This window comes from Microbispora sp. CSR-4 (genome assembly GCF_008033685.1).
GTDB lineage: Bacteria > Actinomycetota > Actinomycetes > Streptosporangiales > Streptosporangiaceae > Microbispora.
Map to the genome: position 1 here is coordinate 22,467 of NZ_VJVX01000071.1, position 15,747 is coordinate 38,213.

Sequence of the window (15,747 nt, forward strand, 5' to 3'; positions counted from 1 at the left end):
GTCCTTGTGGTTAGGGGATCTCGACCCCTTCAGGATGGGCCCGCCCCGGCGCCGCCGTCCAAGACCCTCTGCCTCGCCTGTAATACCCTGAGGGCATCAGAGCCGAGAGGATGCGCTGGTGGACGTCGATCTACGAAAGCTGCGATATTTCGTCGCGGTGGCCGAGCGGCTGCACTTCGGACGGGCGGCCGAGGCGTTGCACATCGCGCAGCCCGTGCTGTCGCGCCAGATCCGGGCGCTGGAGAGCGAGCTGAAGGTGCAGCTCTTCGTGCGCGACAGGCGGGCCACCGAGCTCACCCGCGCGGGCGAGCAACTGCTCGCCGACGCCCGCCCGCTGCTGGCCTCGGCCGAGGCGCTGCGCCGGCGGGTCGGCCGCGCCGCACGCGGCGCCGACACCTTCACCGTGGGGTTCATGCCCGGGCTGATCGTCACTCCGGCGGTCCGGGCGCTGCGCGAACGCCACCCCGGCCTGACGGTGGAGGTCGTCCGTACGACCTGGGACGACCAGGCCGACGCCATCCGCGACGGGCGGGTGGACATCGGCTATGTGCGCCTGCCGATCGACCAGCGCGGGCTGCGCGTGCGGCCGCTGATGGACGAGCCGCGCGTCGCCGTGCTGCCCTCCGGTCACCGTCTGGCGGGCAAGGACGCGATCGGCATCGCCGACCTCGCCGACGAGCACCTCCTCCAGCACCCCGACGCCGTGCCCGAGTGGCGCGACGTCGCGACCGAGCTGCGGGGCTCGGCTCCGCGTCGCCCCGCGCCGGTCTTCCACGCCGTGGAGGAGAAGCTCGAACACGTCGCCGCGGGCCACGGCATCATCGTCCTGCCGCTGTCGGTGGTGACCTTCTACACCCGGCCCGACGTCACCTACGTGCCGGTCGCCGACATCCCGCCCAACCAGGTGTGCCTGGCCTGGGACAGCTCCCGCCGCACCCCGCTGATCGGCGAGTTCGCCGCCATCGCGGCGGCGACGGCGGCCTGACCGAGGCTGACGCCGCCGTCGTTCGGGGGGACGCGGTGGTGGGTGAGCACCGTGAAGCCGCGCTCCTCCAGCAGGGTCACGGCCCGGCCGAGCAGCAGCAGGTTCTGGAACACCCCGCCGGACAGCGCGACCGTGGACAGGCCGCAGGCCGTCCTGATCAGCGCGCAGCCGTCGGCGACGACGCGGGCCACGGCGTTGTGGAACCGCGCGGCGACGACGTCGCGGGGCACGCCCGCCCGCAGATCGTCGGCGACCGCGCGGACCAGCTCCGCGCCCGGCACGGTGAACCCCGCTCCCGTCTCGACGAGGCGGCAGGGGTAGGCGTCGTCCACCCCGGGATCGGCGAGCTGCTCGAACTCGACCGCGGCCTGGCCCTCGTAGGTGATCGCGTCGCGGACCCCCGCGACCGCCGCCACCGCGTCGAACAGGCGGCCCATGCTGGAGGTGAGAGGCGAGTTGACGCCCCGGCGGGCCAGCGCGACGACGGCCGCCCACTGCCCGGCGTTGCGCCGTACGACGTCCAGGTCTTCGGGGACGTCGCCGTCGTAGGCGAGATCGAGGTAGGTGGCGGCCATGCGCCAGGGCTGCCGGATCGCGGTCACGCCCCCGGGCATCGGCACCGGCGCGAGGTGGCCCGCCCGTTCGAAGCCGGTCAGGTCGGCGACGAGGAACTCGCCGCCCCACAGTGTGCCGTCCGCGCCGTAGCCGAGGCCGTCGAAGGCCACTCCCGCGACCGGGCCCGCGACCGTGCAATCGACGCCGTTGTCGGCCAGGCAGGACGCGATGTGGGCGTGGTGGTGCTGCACGCCGACGAGGTCCGCGTCCTGGTCGAGCGCCCACTTGGTGGACAGATAGTCGGGGTGCAGGTCGTGCGCGACGACCTCGGGCGTGATGTCGAACAGCCGCCGGAAATGCTCGACTCCCTCGGTGAACGACCGCAGGGTCTCGTAGTTCTCCAGGTCGCCGATGTGGTGGGAGACGAACGCACGGTCACCCTTGACCAGGCAGAACGTGTGCTTCAGCTCGGCGCCGCAGGCGAGCACGGGCCGGGCCGCCGCGACGGCGAGCGGCAGCGGGTGGGGCACGTATCCCCGCGACCGCCTGATCGGCAGGTCACGGCCCCGGAAGACCCGTACGACCGAGTCGTCCGTACGGATGTGGATGGGGCGGTCGTGGGTCAGGAAGGCGTCGGCGATGCCGCCGAGCCGTTCCAGGGCGTCGTCGTCCCGGTAGGCGATCGGCTCGTCGGACACGTTTCCGCTGGTCAGCACGATCGGCTCACCAACCCCCCGGAGCAGCAGGTGGTGCAGCGGGGTGTACGGCAGCAGCACCCCCAGCCACCGGTTGCCGGGTGCCACGGACGGCGCCACGAGTAAGTCATCGAGCCGCCGCAGCAGCACGACGGGGCGGGCGGGGCCGGTCAGCAGGCGCTCCTCGGCCGGGTCCACCACGCACAGCCGCCGCGCCGCGGCCAGGTCGCCGGTCATCACCGCGAACGGCTTGTCCTCGCGGTGCTTGCGCGACCGCAGCGCTGCCACGGCGGGTTCGTCCGCCGCGAGCGCCGCCAGGTGATAGCCGCCGAGTCCCTTGACCGCCAGCACGCCGCCCTCCCGCAGCAGCCGTACTGCCCGCGCGAGCGGATCACCGGGTCCCTCGGGACCCACGAACCGCAGCAGGGGGCCGCAGGCGGGGCAGCACACGGGCTGGGCGTGGAAGCGCCGGTCGCCGGGGTCGTGATATTCGCGGGCGCAGTCCGCGCACATCCGGAAGCCCGCCATCGTGGTGGTGGCCCGGTCGTAGGGCACGTCGCGGACGATGGTGAAGCGCGGGCCGCAGCCGGTGCAGTTGGTGAAGGCGTAGCCGCACCTGCGGTCGGCCGGGTCGCTCAGGTCGCGCACGCAGGCGTCGCAGGTCGCCACGTCCGGCGAGACGAGCGCGTGCCGGTCCCCACCGGCCGCGCTCGGCGCGATCACGAATGTGCCGCGGCCGGTGACGGGCGCCGGGGCCGTGCTGATCCGCTCGATGACCGCCAGCGGCGGCGGGTCGCCGGTCAGCGCGGCCAGGAACTCCTCGACCGGCGCGCTGCCGCCCTCGACCTCGATGAAGACCCCGCGTTCGTCGTTGCCGACCACCCCGGCGAGGCCGAGCCGCGTGGCGAGGCCGTACACGAAGGGCCGGAAGCCGACCCCCTGCACGATCCCCTCGATCCGGACGGCGACGGCACGCCTGCTCACCCGCCCATTGTCTCAGCCCGGACATCAGGCGGGCAGGTCGAGCACGTCGTCGAGGGCGACGACCTCGATCAGGTGGCGCAGATAGGGGGTGAGGGCGACGATCCGGAAGGCCGTCCCGCGCTCCTGCGCGCCGGTGTAGGCGTTCATCACCACCGCCATGCCCGACGAGTCGATGAACTTCAGCCCCGCCAGGTCGAGTTCGAGCACGCCGACGCCCTCCGCGAGCGCCTTGGCCACCCCCGCGGACGCCTCGTCCGCCGTGGTGAAGTCGAGCTCGCCGGTCATCACCAGGCGCGCCGTGCCGGGCTCGGGAGTGAGCGACTCGACCCGGAACGCGGGCGTGTCCTGCATCAGACCCTCGTCTCTGCTCGTTGATCGGCACATGCCGCGGCGACGCCCTCGTCCAGCACCAGGCGGGTGTCGGGGCAGTCCGTCAGCACATCATGGAGAGCACGCAGCCCGCGCACGACGGACTCCGCGGGCACGTTCCTGGCCGCCAGGACCTGGCAGGTCCAGGTGACGAAGCCGGTGAACAGCGCGGGGTCGTGGACGTACATCGCGGCGATCAGATAGTCGGCGATGTGACCGAGATCCTCGCCGGTGTCGTCCCCGAGCCTGTCCATGACGCGGGACAGCAGTTCGGCGCGGTGCCGGGCCAGATAGGCGTACTCCTCGCCGCCGAGACGGGCCGCGGCGGCGCCGTCGTGGGCGGCGGGAAACGACGGCAGCCCGGCGGCGAGCCGGTCGGCCGCGGCGTCGGCGCTGGGCGCCCAGGCGTCCGCGCCGAGCAGGCGGGCGTAGCGGCCGTCGGCGCCGAACCCCGCCCCACCGGCCAGCACGGGAACGCCCACGGCCTGGCAGGCCGAGATGGTGGCGTGCGCGCGGGGCAGCCGGGTGGCCAGCGTGCAGCCGAGCGCGACCACGTCGGGCCCGGTCTGGTGCAGGTGGGTGATCAGGTGCGGGCCGGGCACGCTGGCCCCCAGGAAGTCGACCCGCCATCCCCGCAGACGCAGCACCTCCGCCATGATGCGGGCGGGCAGCGCGTGATATTCGCCGTCGGCGCAGGCCACGGCCACCCGGCCGCGGGTCGCCGCGGGCCGTACGCGCCCGCTGACGGCGGCCACGACGCGCTCGCTGACCGCGGTCGCGCCGTGCTCGCGCGCGACCGTCCACTCGTTCGACGCCCACAGCTCGCCCACCCGGCGCTGGCCGGCGGCGACGACCCGCAGCAGCGCGTCCTCGGCGGGCACGCCCTCGTCGATCAGGCCCAGGACCAGGTCGACCGCGCCGTACTCGTCGGCCCGGCCGATCAGGTCCAGGTAGTGCTCCGTCGCCGCCGCCAGGTCCGTCGTCACCATGTCGTCATCCCTGCCGTCACCCCTGTCTCCCCGCACGTACGGCGAGCAGGGCGCGGTCGTCCTGCAAGCCGGTGGCAGGAGCGCCGCCCAGCCATTCCGTGCTGAGTTGTTCCAGCCGTTCCACCAGGGCCTCGACCGGCATTCCCGCGCAGGTGGCGAGCGCCGCCTTCAGCCGTTCCTCACCGAACATTTCCCGGCCGCTCGGGCCGCCGAACGCCTCGGTGATGCCGTCGCTGTACAGCAGGCACACCTCGCCGGGTGCGAGATCGAGTGTGACGGGCCACAGGCTGATCTGCTTCAACGCGCCGAGGATGGACCCCCGCGCGGCGACCTCCTCCACCGTGCCGTCCCGGCGCAGGACCAGCGGTGGCGGGTGCCCGGCCACAGCCAGGTCCACCAGCACGTGATCGCCGGGTGCGGCCCGCAGCGCGGCCAGGATCATCGTCACGTACGAGTGCGGCGACGGGGAGGCGAGCAGCGACCGGTTCAGCAGTTCGAGCAGCCGGTCGGTGCGGCTTTCCAGCAGCAGCAGCGTGCGCAGGCTGTGGCGGACCTGACCGGCCAGGACCGCCGCGCGGGCGCCCTTGCCGCAGACGTCGCCCAGGATGACCAGCGGCGGCCGCTCCACGATCCCGTCGCCGGTAGCCGCGTCGGGCAGGTAGACGTCGTAGAAGTCGCCGCCGATGGCGCCGGCCTGCTGCGAGGCCCGCAGCCGGCCCGCCACCCGCATGCCCTCGATCTCCGGCAGGTCCGGCGGCAGCAGATCACCGGTCAGGATGGCGTTGATCGTGCTCTGCTCCCGGAACAGGGAGGCCGCGGAGATCGCGGCACCGGCCCGGATCGCGAGGTCGCGCGCCATCCTCTGGTCGTCGTCGCAGAACGGCGGCCGCCCAGCACGGCGGGCGAGCACGATCGCCCCGGCGGGCACGCCGTTGCCGGGCAGCGGGAGCACCAGCAGGTGGCCCAGGGGCCCGAACCCCTCCGGCAGCAGCCACTCCGGCGCGCCGCCCGGATCCTGCAGCCCTGTGTCTCCTGGGGCATGCAGCCCTGTGCCACCGTGCCGCAGGCCCGCGAGCGCGTCGGTCAGGCCGGGCACCTCCGCCGCCTCGGCGGCCGGCAGGGTGCCCTCCTCCGCGCCGGGCCGGCCGGAGACGGCGCGCACCCACTCCATCCGGCGGCGGGCGGTGGACGGCAGCAGCACGACCGCCATGTCGCACAGGAAGTCGGCGGCCAGCTCCGTCGCGGCCCTGGCGCACCGGTGCGGGTTGAGCGAGGCGGACAGGCGGCGGCCGGCCTCCAGCAGGAACTCGGTCCGCGGCGCCGCGTCCAGATCGGAGAGATACCAGGCGAGGCGGCCGTCGCCGACCGCTTCGGCGCGAATCCGGATCGCCCGGCCGCCGTGGATCATGGTCCGGCCTTCGGGGGCGGACGGGACGGGCCCGAGCGGCGCGGGCGCGGGCAGGCCCGGCTCGACTCCGGGCATCAGGCGGACCGCCGCCGCGTTGACCAGCGTCACGACGCCGTCAGCGTCGCACAGCACGACGCCCTCGGCGCTGCCGTCGAGCAGCGCCGTCAGGAGGTCGGGAGCCGGCCTGACCGCCCCATGTGGCGGGCCTGCCGAACCGGTGGCGCCTTTCACCTGTGCGTTCCCGTCATGGTGGCCCCCGATTCCTGTCAGTTACTCCAGGGTACCTTTGCCCCTCCTCTGCCCGGATGCGCCGATGTGGAAGGTGCCCGCGCTCACTCGGAGGGGTCGTCCTGTAGCAGGACGAGGGCGGCGGCGCCGAACAGCCCGGCGTCGCGTCCCAGGGAGGTCGGGTCCACCCGCAGGCGTCGCAGGAAGCCGAGCCCGGCGTTCCTCTCGATCGCCCGCCTGAGCGGGCCGAACAGAATCGGCCCCGCGGCGGCCACGCCCCCTCCGATGACGACGTGGTCGAGGTCGAACAGGGCGGACGCCGTGAGCACGGCGGTGGCCAGCGCGTCGGCCGCGCGCCGGAAGGCGGTCACGGCGGTGGGGTGCCCGGTCCGGGCGTCGGCGGCCAGCGCCCTGGCATCCGCACCGGTCCAGCCGTTCGCGGTGGCCCAGCGGACCATGCCGGGCCCGCTCGCGATGGTCTCGACGCAGCCGGCGCCGCCGCAGGGGCACGGCTCGCCGCCGGGATCGACGGTGATGTGGCCGATGTGCCCGGCGTTGCCGGTCGGGCCGACGTACGGCACGCCGTCGAGGACGAGGCCGCCGCCGACGCCGGTGGAGACCACCATGCCGAGCATGGCCCGGCTCCGCGCCGCGCCGTCGCCGCCCAGGCCGCGCCACCACTCCCCGAGTGCCATGCACTGGGCGTCTCCGGCGAGCCGTACGGGCCGGCCGGGCAGCACCTCGCGGAGCGTGTCGACCAGCGGGAACTCGCGCCAGGCCGGGATGTTCACCGGGCTGACCGTGCCCTTGCGGGGGTCGAGCGGCCCGGCCGAGCCCACTCCGATGCCGTCGAGCCGGGCGGGCGGCACGCGCTCGGTGATCCGGCCCACGACCTCGGACAGCGTACGGTCGGCCGACCCGGGGCCGCCCAGCGGCACCTCGGCGCGGGCCAGCATCTCGCCGTCGGGCGCGACGGCCGCGGCGGCGAACTTCGTGCCGCCGATGTCCACCGCGAGGACGGTCATCGCCGCATCCCCAGCCCCTCCATCGCCATACTTAACCGGATAAGGTGCGGCCAAGGTATTGGGTGGGCCACCACCACGTCAACGGCTGATCACCTGTGTGATCCCTACGGTACTCCCGCGAGTCTCCGCCTCCGCGAGAAGGCCCGGCCAGCGCGGGTGACCGGCCCGTCGCGGGGTACGCCGCGAGTGATCGGCCGAACCGGTTAAGCACGAAGGTTCACCACAAGATGGGGGTATCCGTAATTCCGATGGGTTAGGTAGGGTTAGCGGGTGCATTTCGACTACACCATGGCGATCGGCTCGTTCCTGGTCGCCGTCGTCGTCGGCCTGACCGGTATGGGCGGCGGGGCCCTGATGACGCCCATGCTCGTGACGTTCTTCGGCGTGCCGCCCCTCGCCGCCGTCTCCAGCGACCTCGTCGCCGCCGCCGTCATGAAACCGGTGGGCAGTCTCGTGCACCTGCGCCGGGGGACGGTCAACCTACGGCTCGTCGCCTGGCTGTGCGTGGGCTCGGTCCCCGCGGCGTTCTGCGGGGTGCTCATCGCCCGCGCGCTGGGCCGGGGCGAGGCCGTGCAGGAGGTGATCGAGAAGGGTCTCGGCATCGCCCTGCTCATCGCGGCCGGGGGCCTGGCCGTACGCGGTTATCTCGCGATGCGCGACCGCGCCGAGGGCCGCACCCCGGAGACCGGCCGCCGCACCGCCGCTCCCGGCGAACCGGCCGCGACCGAGATGCCCTCCGTCGCCGTACGGCCGCTGCCGACCGCACTGGTGGGAGCCGTCGGCGGGCTCGTGGTCGGGATCACCTCGGTCGGCTCCGGCTCCCTGATCATCGTGGCCCTGCTGGCGCTCTATCCCGCCCTGAAGGCCAACCAGCTCGTCGGCACCGACCTTGTGCAGGCCGTGCCGCTCGTCATGTCGGCCGCGCTCGGGCACCTGCTGTTCGGCGAGTTCACGCTGTCGATCACGGTCGCGCTGCTGGTGGGGTCAATCCCCGGCGTCTACCTCGGCTCGCGGATCTCCTCACGCGCCCCCGGCGGGCTGATCCGCCGCGTCCTGGCGTTCGTGCTGCTCGCCTCGGCGCTGAAGATGTTCGGCGCCGGCAACACCCAGACCATCTGGGCGCTGGTCGCCGTGCTGCTGCTCGCCCCGGCGTTCTGGATGGTCCTGCGGGTGCGGTGCGGCCTGCCCGCGCTCCCCTGGAGGCGGGAGGCCCAGACCTCGTCTCACGTCTGAAGATCACGCAGGGCGGGCAGGAGCTCCTTCTCCGACCACTCGAAGAACTCCCGCTGGCGCTCCCGTCCGATCTGCACGAGCGCGATGTGGGTGAAACCGGCCTCGGCGTACTTCCGTACGGCCTCGACCACGGCCCCGGGATCCGCGCCGCAGGGCACCTTCTCCGCCACGTCCTCCGGCCGCACGGTCTCGGTGGCGGCGGCGAAGTTGACCGGCGCGGGCAGCTCCGACATGACCTTCCAGCCGGCCACCGACCAGCGCCACAGGCGGTGCGCGCGTTCGACCGCGGCGTCCCTGTCGGGGTCGTAGCAGACGGCGAGCTGGCCGTAGACGGGCTTGCCCTCGCCGCCGGACGCCGCGAACCTCTCCACCAGCGACCCGTCCGGGTCCGTCGCCACGAGGCCGTCGCCGAGCTCGGCCGCGATGTCCACCGACTGGTCGCCGGACGCGGCGACCGCGACGGGCACCGGCCGTTCCGGCAGATCGAACAGGCGGGCCGAGTCGATGTCGAAATACTCGCCGCGATAGTTGCGGTAGCCGCCCTGGAAGAGCTCCTTGATGACCTCGATGGCCTCGCGGAACATCTCGTGCCTGGTGTTGACCGGCGGCCAGCCGTGCCCGATCACGTGCTCGTTCAGGTTCTCGCCCGCGCCCACGCCGAGGGTGAAGCGGCCGTCGCTGAGCACCCCCATCGTGGCGGCCTTCTGCGCCACCACCGCCGGGTGATACCGCATGATCGGGCACGTCACGTACGTCATCAGCGGCAGCCGCTCGGTGGTCTGCGCCACCGCGCCCAGCACCGACCAGGCGTACGGAGAGTGGCCCATCTCCTCCAGCCACGGGAAGTAGTGGTCGGAGACGACCGCGTAGCCGAAGCCCGCCCGCTCGGCGGCGACCGCGTCCTCCACCAGCTCCTTGGCGGGCGACTGCTCGGACATGAGGGTGAATCCGATCTCTGCCATACGACGACCCCTACCCATGTCCGTACGGCCGATGACTCGAACAGCGAGGCGCCCGGCCGAGCCCGTTCAGAGCGCCCGGTGGTACTGGACCGGCCAGCGCCCACGCGCGCCGAGCTCGCCCGCCGCGTCGTTCGGCCAGTAGGGGTTGCGCAGCAGCTCACGCCCGAGCATCACCGCGTCGGCCTGCCCGGAGGCCACGATCTCCTCCGCGTGGCGCGGCTCGGTGATGAGCCCGACGGCCGAGGCGGCGATGTCCGTCTCCGCCTTCACCCGGGCCGCGAACGGCACCTGATAACCCGGTTCCAGGGGGATGCGGGCACCCGGCACGTTGCCGCCCGTCGAGACGTCGAGTAGATCCACCCCGTGGGCGAGCAGCTCCTTGGCCAGCCGTACGGTGTCGCCGGCCGTCCAGCCCTCGCGGGGGTCCTCGGGGTTCTCGCTCAGCCAGTCGGTGGCCGAGATCCGGAAGAACACCGGCAGCTCGTCCGGCCACACGGCGCGCACCGCGTCGGCCACCTCGAGCGCGAGGCGAGCCCGGTTCTCGAAAGTGCCGCCGTACGCGTCGGTGCGCCGGTTGCTGAACGGCGACAGGAACTCGTGGATCAGGTAGCCGTGGGCGCCGTGGATCTCCACCACCGTGAAGCCCGCCGCGAGCGCGCGGCGGGCGGCCGCGGCGAAGGCGTCCACCAGCCGCCGGATCTCCGCCTCGCTCAGCTCCTCCGGCACCGGATAGCCCTCGTCGAAGGGGATGGGGCTGGGCGCGACCGGCCGCCACCCGTGGTCATCGGGGCCGACCGGCCCGCCGCCCCGCCACGGGAGGCCGGTGGACGCCTTGCGCCCGGCGTGGGCGAGCTGGATGCCGGGCACCGCGCCCTGCTCGGTGACGAACCGGGTGATGCGGCCGAACGCCTCCTGCTGGCGCTCGTTCCACAGCCCGAGATCGGCGGGGCTGATCCGGCCCTCCGGGGAGACGGCCGTGGCCTCGACGATGATCAAACCGGCCCCGCCCGCCGCCCGGGAGCCGAGGTGGGCGAGATGCCAGTCGGTGGGGACGCCCTGCCCGGGCCCCTCCATCGCCGCGCTGTACTGGCACATCGGCGGCATCCAGACGCGGTTGGGAATGGTCAGGTCCCGCAGTTTCAGGGGCTCGAACAACGCGCTCACGCCGCTCTCCTCTCGTCACGGTCCTCATCACGGCGACCTTTGTACGATAACCTTCGTAGTACGAGAGATGTCAAACTACGACGAACGTCGTACAAGGAGGGCCGCGATGACGCCCCAGCCCCGGACGCTCGACCACCCGGATCCCTCCGAGATCCGGCTGGAGGCCGTCCTGCACGCGCTGTCCGATCCCGTACGCCTCCAGGTGGTGCGCTTCCTCGCCGGCAACGGCGAATCCTCCTGCTCGGCGATCGACCTCGCGGTCAGCAAGTCGACGACCACCCACCACTTCCGCGTGCTCCGCGAGGCGGGCGTGATCAGGCAGGTCTACCGGGGGACCGCGAAGATGAGCTCGCTGCGCCGGGAGGATCTCGACGCCCTCTTCCCCGGCCTGCTCGACACCGTCGTCCGCGCGTACGACGCCCAGGCCGCCGGGGCGACGTAACCGTCCAAACCAACTTGACCAGTTACGCACTTTGCCGTACCTTTGTGACTGGCTAAGAAATCTAAGACAGTTACAACGGCGAGCTGGACGGTAATGATGTTCTACGACTACTCCCTGGCCACCGAGCGCCTCACGGAGTTGCACCGCGAGGCCGACGACGCCCGCGTCGCCAACCGCCTGGTCGCGGCCCGGCGCTGGTCACGCCTCGCGTCCTGGGCACAGCGTCACGCCCACAGGGCGAGCCGCGGCCTCGGCTGACGGCCGTCACCGCATCGGCCGGGAGAGGAAAGGCCGATGCGTACGACACGCGACATCCGCACGGCGGTGGTGAAGCCGATCAGCGCCGACCTCATGGAGGACGCCGGCACCGGCCTCGACTACGGCACCCGGCCCGACCGCCTGCCGGGCCTGATCACCCCCATCGACCGCTTCTTCGTCCGCAACCACGCCCCGACCCCCCGCGTCGACCCGAAGACCTGGACGCTGCGCGTGGAGGGCGGCGGCGTGCGCCGGACCATCGACTACACCTACGACGACCTGTGGCGCCGGTTCCCGCTCGTGTCCGTCGTCCGCACCCTGGAGTGCGCGGGCAACCGGCGCGCCCTGTTCGGCGCCGAGCACGGCCACCGGTTCGAGGGCGTGCAGTGGCACCGCGGCGCCATCGGCACGGCCGAGTGGACCGGGATTCCGCTGCGCGACCTGCTCGAACCCGCCGGCCTCACGGACGCCGCCGTCGAGGTGATGCCGGAAGGGCTCGACGAGGCGCGCGGACGCCGCCCGATGCCCCTCGCCAAGGCCCTCGCCCCCGACACCCTGCTCGCGCTCGCCATGAACGGCGAGATCCTGCCGCCCGACCACGGCTTTCCGGCCCGCGTGGTGGTCTCCGGCTGGCTCGGCGCGGCGAGCATCAAGTGGGTGGGCCGGATCGAGGTGTCCGACCGGCCGCTGAGCGTGCCGTGGAACACCGACGACTACGTGATCGTCGGCCCCGGACGTCCGGCCGTGCCGATCACCTCCACGCCGGTAGCGAGCCTGGTCGAGCTGCCCTGGCCCGCGCGGCTGCACCCAGGACCGCAGACGATCCGCGGCCGGGCGTACGCCGGGGAGGACCGGGTGACCGCCGTCGACTACCGGATCGACGACGGCCCCTGGCGGCCCGCCGTCCTCGACAGGCCCGGCCTCGCGGGCGTCTGGACCCGCTGGCGGTTCACCTGGGACCCCGCCCCCGGCGCCCATGTCGTACGGGTGCGGGCCACCGACGAGCACGGCCGCACCCAGCCCGAGGTCACCCCCATGAACGACCTCGGCTACTGCCACACCTCGGTGCTCCCCCACCCCGTCCTGGTCGCCTAGGGAACGAGGACGACCTTGCCCGTGGTGGCGCGGGTCTCCAGCGCGGCGTGCGCGGCGGCGGCGTCCTTGAGCGGGAAGCTCTGCACCAGCGGGACCAGCTCACCCGACCCCGCGGCGGCCAGCGCCCGCTCCTCCAGACCCCGCAGGCCGCCCGGCCGCTTCAGCCCCCGCGGGCCGATCCCCACCGCCGCGGTGATGCCGCGCTGGTAGAGGTCCTCCGTGGTCAGCGCGGTCGGGCCGCCCTCGGCGTCCGACCAGCCGAACAGCACGATCCTGCCGCCGACGCCGAGCAGCTCCAGCGTCGCCCGTCCGATGGTCCCGCCGACGCCGTCGAGCGCCAGCGTGACCTCCCGGTCGCCGAGGAGCGCCCGCACCTCGTCGGGCCAGCCGGGAGCGGTGTAGTCCACGGCGTGGTGCGCGCCCAGCTCCCGCACCCGGCTCACCTTGGCCGGGCCGCCGGCGAGCCCCACGACCGTGGCGCCGGCCCGCACCCCCGCCTGCACCAGCAGGTTGCCGATGCCCCCGGCGGCCGCCGTCACCACCATGACGTCGTCCGCCCGGATCTCCGCGACGTCGAGGATGCCCATCGTGGTCCGGCCGGTGCCGATCATCGCCACCGCCTCGCCGTACCCCAGGCCGTCCGGGATCTCGTGGATCGCCGCGGCGTCCCGTACGGCCAGCTCGGCGTATCCGCCGGGCACCATGCCGAGGTGGGTCACGACCCGCCTGCCGATCAGGCCCGGATCGACCTCTGGGCCGACGGCGTCGACGACCCCGGCGACCTCACGGCCGGGAATCGTGGGCAAATCAGGGACGGGGATCGGGCCGCCTCCGTACTTCCCGGCCCGCAACACGGTGTCGACGAGGTGCACCCCCGCCGCCCGTACGGCCACGCGCACCTGGCCGGGCCCGGGCTCGGGATCCTCGGTCTCCTCGTAGACGAGACTCTCGGCGGGGCCGAAAGCGTGCAATCTGATCGCGTACATGCGTCCGTTATAGGTTTCCCGGCCGCGTCTCCACATCGGGCGCTGGTCCTAGGTCTCCCGGCGTGAACCGATCGGCGAGCTCGCCTTCACGCTCTTCCCGACCGCCGAGCTGCCGCTGCCCGTGGCGTGTCTCGCTTTCGCGCACGGAAATCCGGCGAAAAAGTGGAGTCACAGAGTTATGGCGTTCTTCGTTGGGTTTTCCCTCGGAGACCCTTATGCTCGCACCAAGTCCTCTTTACTACCATGAGTGAGGAGACATTGCGTGGCTGATGACGCGCCGCCACCCGGTATCGATGCGGGCGTCCCCAATCCCGCACGCATGTACAACTATTTCCTCGGCGGAAAGGACAACTTCGCGGCAGATCGGGAAGCCGCGGAGCGGATCATGAAGGTCGCGCCCGAGGCCCCCGCGCTGGCCCGCCGCAACCGCGCGTTCCTGCGCCGGGCCGTACGCCATCTGGTTGCCGAGGCAGGGATCCGGCAGTTCGTGGACATCGGCACCGGGCTGCCGACCGAGGGCAGCGTCCACGAGGTGGCGCACGAGATGGACCCCGGCGTCCGGGTGGCGTACGTGGACAACGACCCGGTGGTGCTCGCGCACTCCCAGGCGCTGTTGTCGGGCACCACCGCCACCACCGTCACCGTGCACGGGGACCTGCGGCGTCCCGAGGAGATCCTCGCCGACCCGGAGCTGCGGTCGCTGATCGACGTCTCGGAGCCGGTCGCCATCCTGCTCGTGGCCGTGGTGCACTTCCTGACCGACGACGACAAACCGGCCGAGCTCGTCGCCCGCCTGCGGGAGTGCGTCGCCCCGGGAAGCCACCTCGTGCTGTCGCACGTCACGGACGAGGAACGGGCGGGCGACGCCCGCGAGGGGGCGGCCGTCTACCGGCAGGCCAGCAGTGGTGTCACGCTGCGGAGCCGCGAGCAGATCCACGAGCTGTTCGGCGGCTTCCGGCTCATCGAGCCGGGCCTCGTGCCGCTGGACGAGTGGCGGCCCGACGACGAGAACCTGCTCGCCCGCCAGGCCGGCCGCCACCTGCCCACGTGGTTCCTCTGCGGGGTCGGCCGCACGCCCTGAAAAGGCCGTGAATATTGTGTTACGTCCTGCGTGTACCTATTTCTTCCTTTAGGGGCAATACGCCAGGCTATGCGACATGCTCAAACGCACCAGGTTGTTCGGGCAGAAGACCCGCGTCACCTTCGCCCTGCCCATTGACGAGCCCTCCGGGACGGTCAGCGTCGTGGGCGACTTCAACGACTGGCTGCCCGGCCGCCACGAACTGCTGCCGCGCAGGAACGGCACCCGCACCGTGTCGGTGATCCTCCCGCCCGGCGCGCACCGGTTCCGCTACCTCGCCACGGGCGGCGTGTGGTTCGACGACGACAGCGCCGATCAGGTGGACGAGCAGGGCAGCGTGCTGCACCTCTGACTCTCACGCCGGGTTGGCGGCCACGGCCCGTCTGGCCCGGTCGCGTACGGCGGTGCCGAGGAAGACCACCCCGAACACCAGGCCCACGAACAGGGCGATGGAGGCCCCGGTCGCGACGTTCCACCGTGTGGAGACCCACACACCCGCCAGGGCGCACGCGATCCCGATCCCGGCGGCGAGCGGGAACAGCGGCGCGAGCCTGTCGGTGATCAGGCGGGCGGTCGCGGCCGGGCCCACGATCAGCGCCACGGCGAGGATCGTCCCCAGCGCGGGCACGGTGGCGACGACGGTCACCTCCACGACGGCGAGCAGCGCGAAGTCGAGCAGCACGAGGGGCAGCCCGAGCGCCGCCGCCCCCACCGGGTCGAACGCCGCGAGCAGCAGTTCCTTGCCCACCAGGACGAGCACGAGCAGCACGCCCGCGGCGACGGCGGTGGTCGCCACCAGGTCGCCCGCGCCGACGGCGAGGACGTCGCCCACCGTGTAGGCCGCCAGGTCCTTGGTGAAGCCGTCCTGCGACGACACCAGCACCACGCCGAGCGCGAAGCCGCCCGACAGCGCGATGCCGGTGGCCGTGGTGAAGTCCTGCCCGCGGCCCCGGCCGAACGCCAGGACGGCGGCGACCACCAGCAGCCCGAACAGCCCGCCGCCGAGGTAGAGGTTCACCCCGAGCAGGGCGGCGACGACGATGCCGGGGAACGTCGCGTGCGTGAGTGCCATCGTGAAGAACGGCAGCCGCCGCGCGGTCACGAAGACGCCGACCACCCCGCCCAGCGCGCCGACCAGGACGGCCTCTGCGAGGGCCCGGTGGACGGTGGAGTCGAGCCAGCTCACGCCGCCCTACCTTCTTGAGTGCGAGCGCGCTCCGGTTGGTGTAGAAGATCGGGGTGTGCGAACGAGGCAGGGATGGCTCTCACGCTGGCTGCCCTCGATGGC

At 72.9% G+C, this 15,747-nt stretch carries 16 protein-coding genes; 7 read left to right on the forward strand and 9 right to left on the reverse strand.

What is annotated here, in order from left to right:
* Positions 1-118 precede the first annotated feature (118 nt).
* Positions 119-985: a LysR family transcriptional regulator gene (locus FLV34_RS34965; RefSeq protein ID WP_142651962.1), complete on the forward strand. Its 867-nt coding sequence runs from the start codon at positions 119-121 to the stop codon at positions 983-985.
* Here the strand turns inward: FLV34_RS34965 and hypF are convergent.
* The 5 genes from hypF to FLV34_RS34990 form a co-directional block, all read right to left on the reverse strand.
* Positions 871-3,219 (reverse strand): carbamoyltransferase HypF, encoded by a 2,349-nt coding sequence (gene hypF / locus FLV34_RS34970; RefSeq protein WP_147945129.1) that lies wholly within the window; start codon positions 3,217-3,219, stop codon positions 871-873. The genes FLV34_RS34965 and hypF overlap by 115 nt on opposite strands.
* Before the next feature lie 24 nt (positions 3,220-3,243).
* On the reverse strand, positions 3,244-3,570 hold the full coding sequence (locus FLV34_RS34975; RefSeq protein WP_187280809.1) for an STAS domain-containing protein: 327 nt from the start codon (positions 3,568-3,570) through the stop codon (positions 3,244-3,246).
* Positions 3,570-4,577, reverse strand: coding sequence for a B12-binding domain-containing protein (locus FLV34_RS34980; protein ID WP_142651965.1), 1,008 nt, complete (start codon positions 4,575-4,577; stop codon positions 3,570-3,572). Before FLV34_RS34980 ends, FLV34_RS34975 begins: the two co-directional genes overlap by 1 nt.
* Positions 4,578-4,593: 16 nt before the next feature.
* Positions 4,594-6,216: a PP2C family protein-serine/threonine phosphatase gene (locus FLV34_RS34985; protein ID WP_147945131.1), complete on the reverse strand. Its 1,623-nt coding sequence runs from the start codon at positions 6,214-6,216 to the stop codon at positions 4,594-4,596.
* Positions 6,217-6,317: 101 nt separating this feature from the next.
* Positions 6,318-7,238, reverse strand: coding sequence for an ROK family protein (locus FLV34_RS34990; RefSeq protein ID WP_147945132.1), 921 nt, complete (start codon positions 7,236-7,238; stop codon positions 6,318-6,320).
* 270 nt (positions 7,239-7,508) lie between these two features.
* On the opposite strand from FLV34_RS34990, the gene FLV34_RS34995 reads away from it, so the two are divergent.
* Positions 7,509-8,471 (forward strand): sulfite exporter TauE/SafE family protein, encoded by a 963-nt coding sequence (locus FLV34_RS34995; protein ID WP_261986014.1) that lies wholly within the window; start codon positions 7,509-7,511, stop codon positions 8,469-8,471.
* Here the strand turns inward: FLV34_RS34995 and FLV34_RS35000 are convergent.
* Positions 8,462-9,433, reverse strand: a complete 972-nt coding sequence (locus tag FLV34_RS35000) for an LLM class F420-dependent oxidoreductase (RefSeq protein ID WP_147945133.1) — start codon at positions 9,431-9,433, stop codon at positions 8,462-8,464. The two genes, FLV34_RS34995 and FLV34_RS35000, sit on opposite strands and share 10 nt — an antisense overlap.
* Before the next feature lie 66 nt (positions 9,434-9,499).
* A complete protein-coding gene (locus tag FLV34_RS35005; protein WP_142651969.1) occupies positions 9,500-10,597 on the reverse strand; it encodes an NADH:flavin oxidoreductase/NADH oxidase in 1,098 nt (365 codons plus the stop codon).
* 106 nt (positions 10,598-10,703) lie between these two features.
* On the opposite strand from FLV34_RS35005, the gene FLV34_RS35010 reads away from it, so the two are divergent.
* From FLV34_RS35010 to FLV34_RS35015, 3 genes are all read left to right on the forward strand, one after another.
* Positions 10,704-11,039 (forward strand): helix-turn-helix transcriptional regulator, encoded by a 336-nt coding sequence (locus FLV34_RS35010; protein ID WP_147945134.1) that lies wholly within the window; start codon positions 10,704-10,706, stop codon positions 11,037-11,039.
* A 93-nt stretch (positions 11,040-11,132) separates the two neighbouring features.
* Entirely contained in the window at positions 11,133-11,297 is a 165-nt protein-coding gene (locus tag FLV34_RS40915; protein ID WP_187280810.1) for a hypothetical protein, read from the forward strand.
* A gap of 36 nt (positions 11,298-11,333) precedes the next feature.
* The gene (locus FLV34_RS35015; RefSeq protein ID WP_147945135.1) at positions 11,334-12,392 is read left to right on the forward strand and encodes a sulfite oxidase; all 1,059 of its coding nucleotides are present in this window, start codon (positions 11,334-11,336) and stop codon (positions 12,390-12,392) included.
* Here FLV34_RS35015 and FLV34_RS35020 read toward each other — a convergent pair.
* The gene (locus FLV34_RS35020) at positions 12,389-13,378 is read right to left on the reverse strand and encodes a zinc-binding dehydrogenase (RefSeq protein ID WP_147945136.1); all 990 of its coding nucleotides are present in this window, start codon (positions 13,376-13,378) and stop codon (positions 12,389-12,391) included. The two genes, FLV34_RS35015 and FLV34_RS35020, sit on opposite strands and share 4 nt — an antisense overlap.
* Before the next feature lie 262 nt (positions 13,379-13,640).
* On the opposite strand from FLV34_RS35020, the gene FLV34_RS35025 reads away from it, so the two are divergent.
* The gene (locus FLV34_RS35025) at positions 13,641-14,459 is read left to right on the forward strand and encodes an SAM-dependent methyltransferase (protein WP_221890025.1); all 819 of its coding nucleotides are present in this window, start codon (positions 13,641-13,643) and stop codon (positions 14,457-14,459) included.
* Between the two features lie 76 nt (positions 14,460-14,535).
* Positions 14,536-14,811: an isoamylase early set domain-containing protein gene (locus FLV34_RS35030; RefSeq protein WP_142651973.1), complete on the forward strand. Its 276-nt coding sequence runs from the start codon at positions 14,536-14,538 to the stop codon at positions 14,809-14,811.
* A 3-nt stretch (positions 14,812-14,814) separates the two neighbouring features.
* On the opposite strand, the gene FLV34_RS35035 is transcribed toward FLV34_RS35030, so the two are convergent.
* A complete protein-coding gene (locus FLV34_RS35035; RefSeq protein ID WP_147945137.1) occupies positions 14,815-15,645 on the reverse strand; it encodes a metal ABC transporter permease in 831 nt (276 codons plus the stop codon).
* Positions 15,646-15,747: the final 102 nt, after the last annotated feature.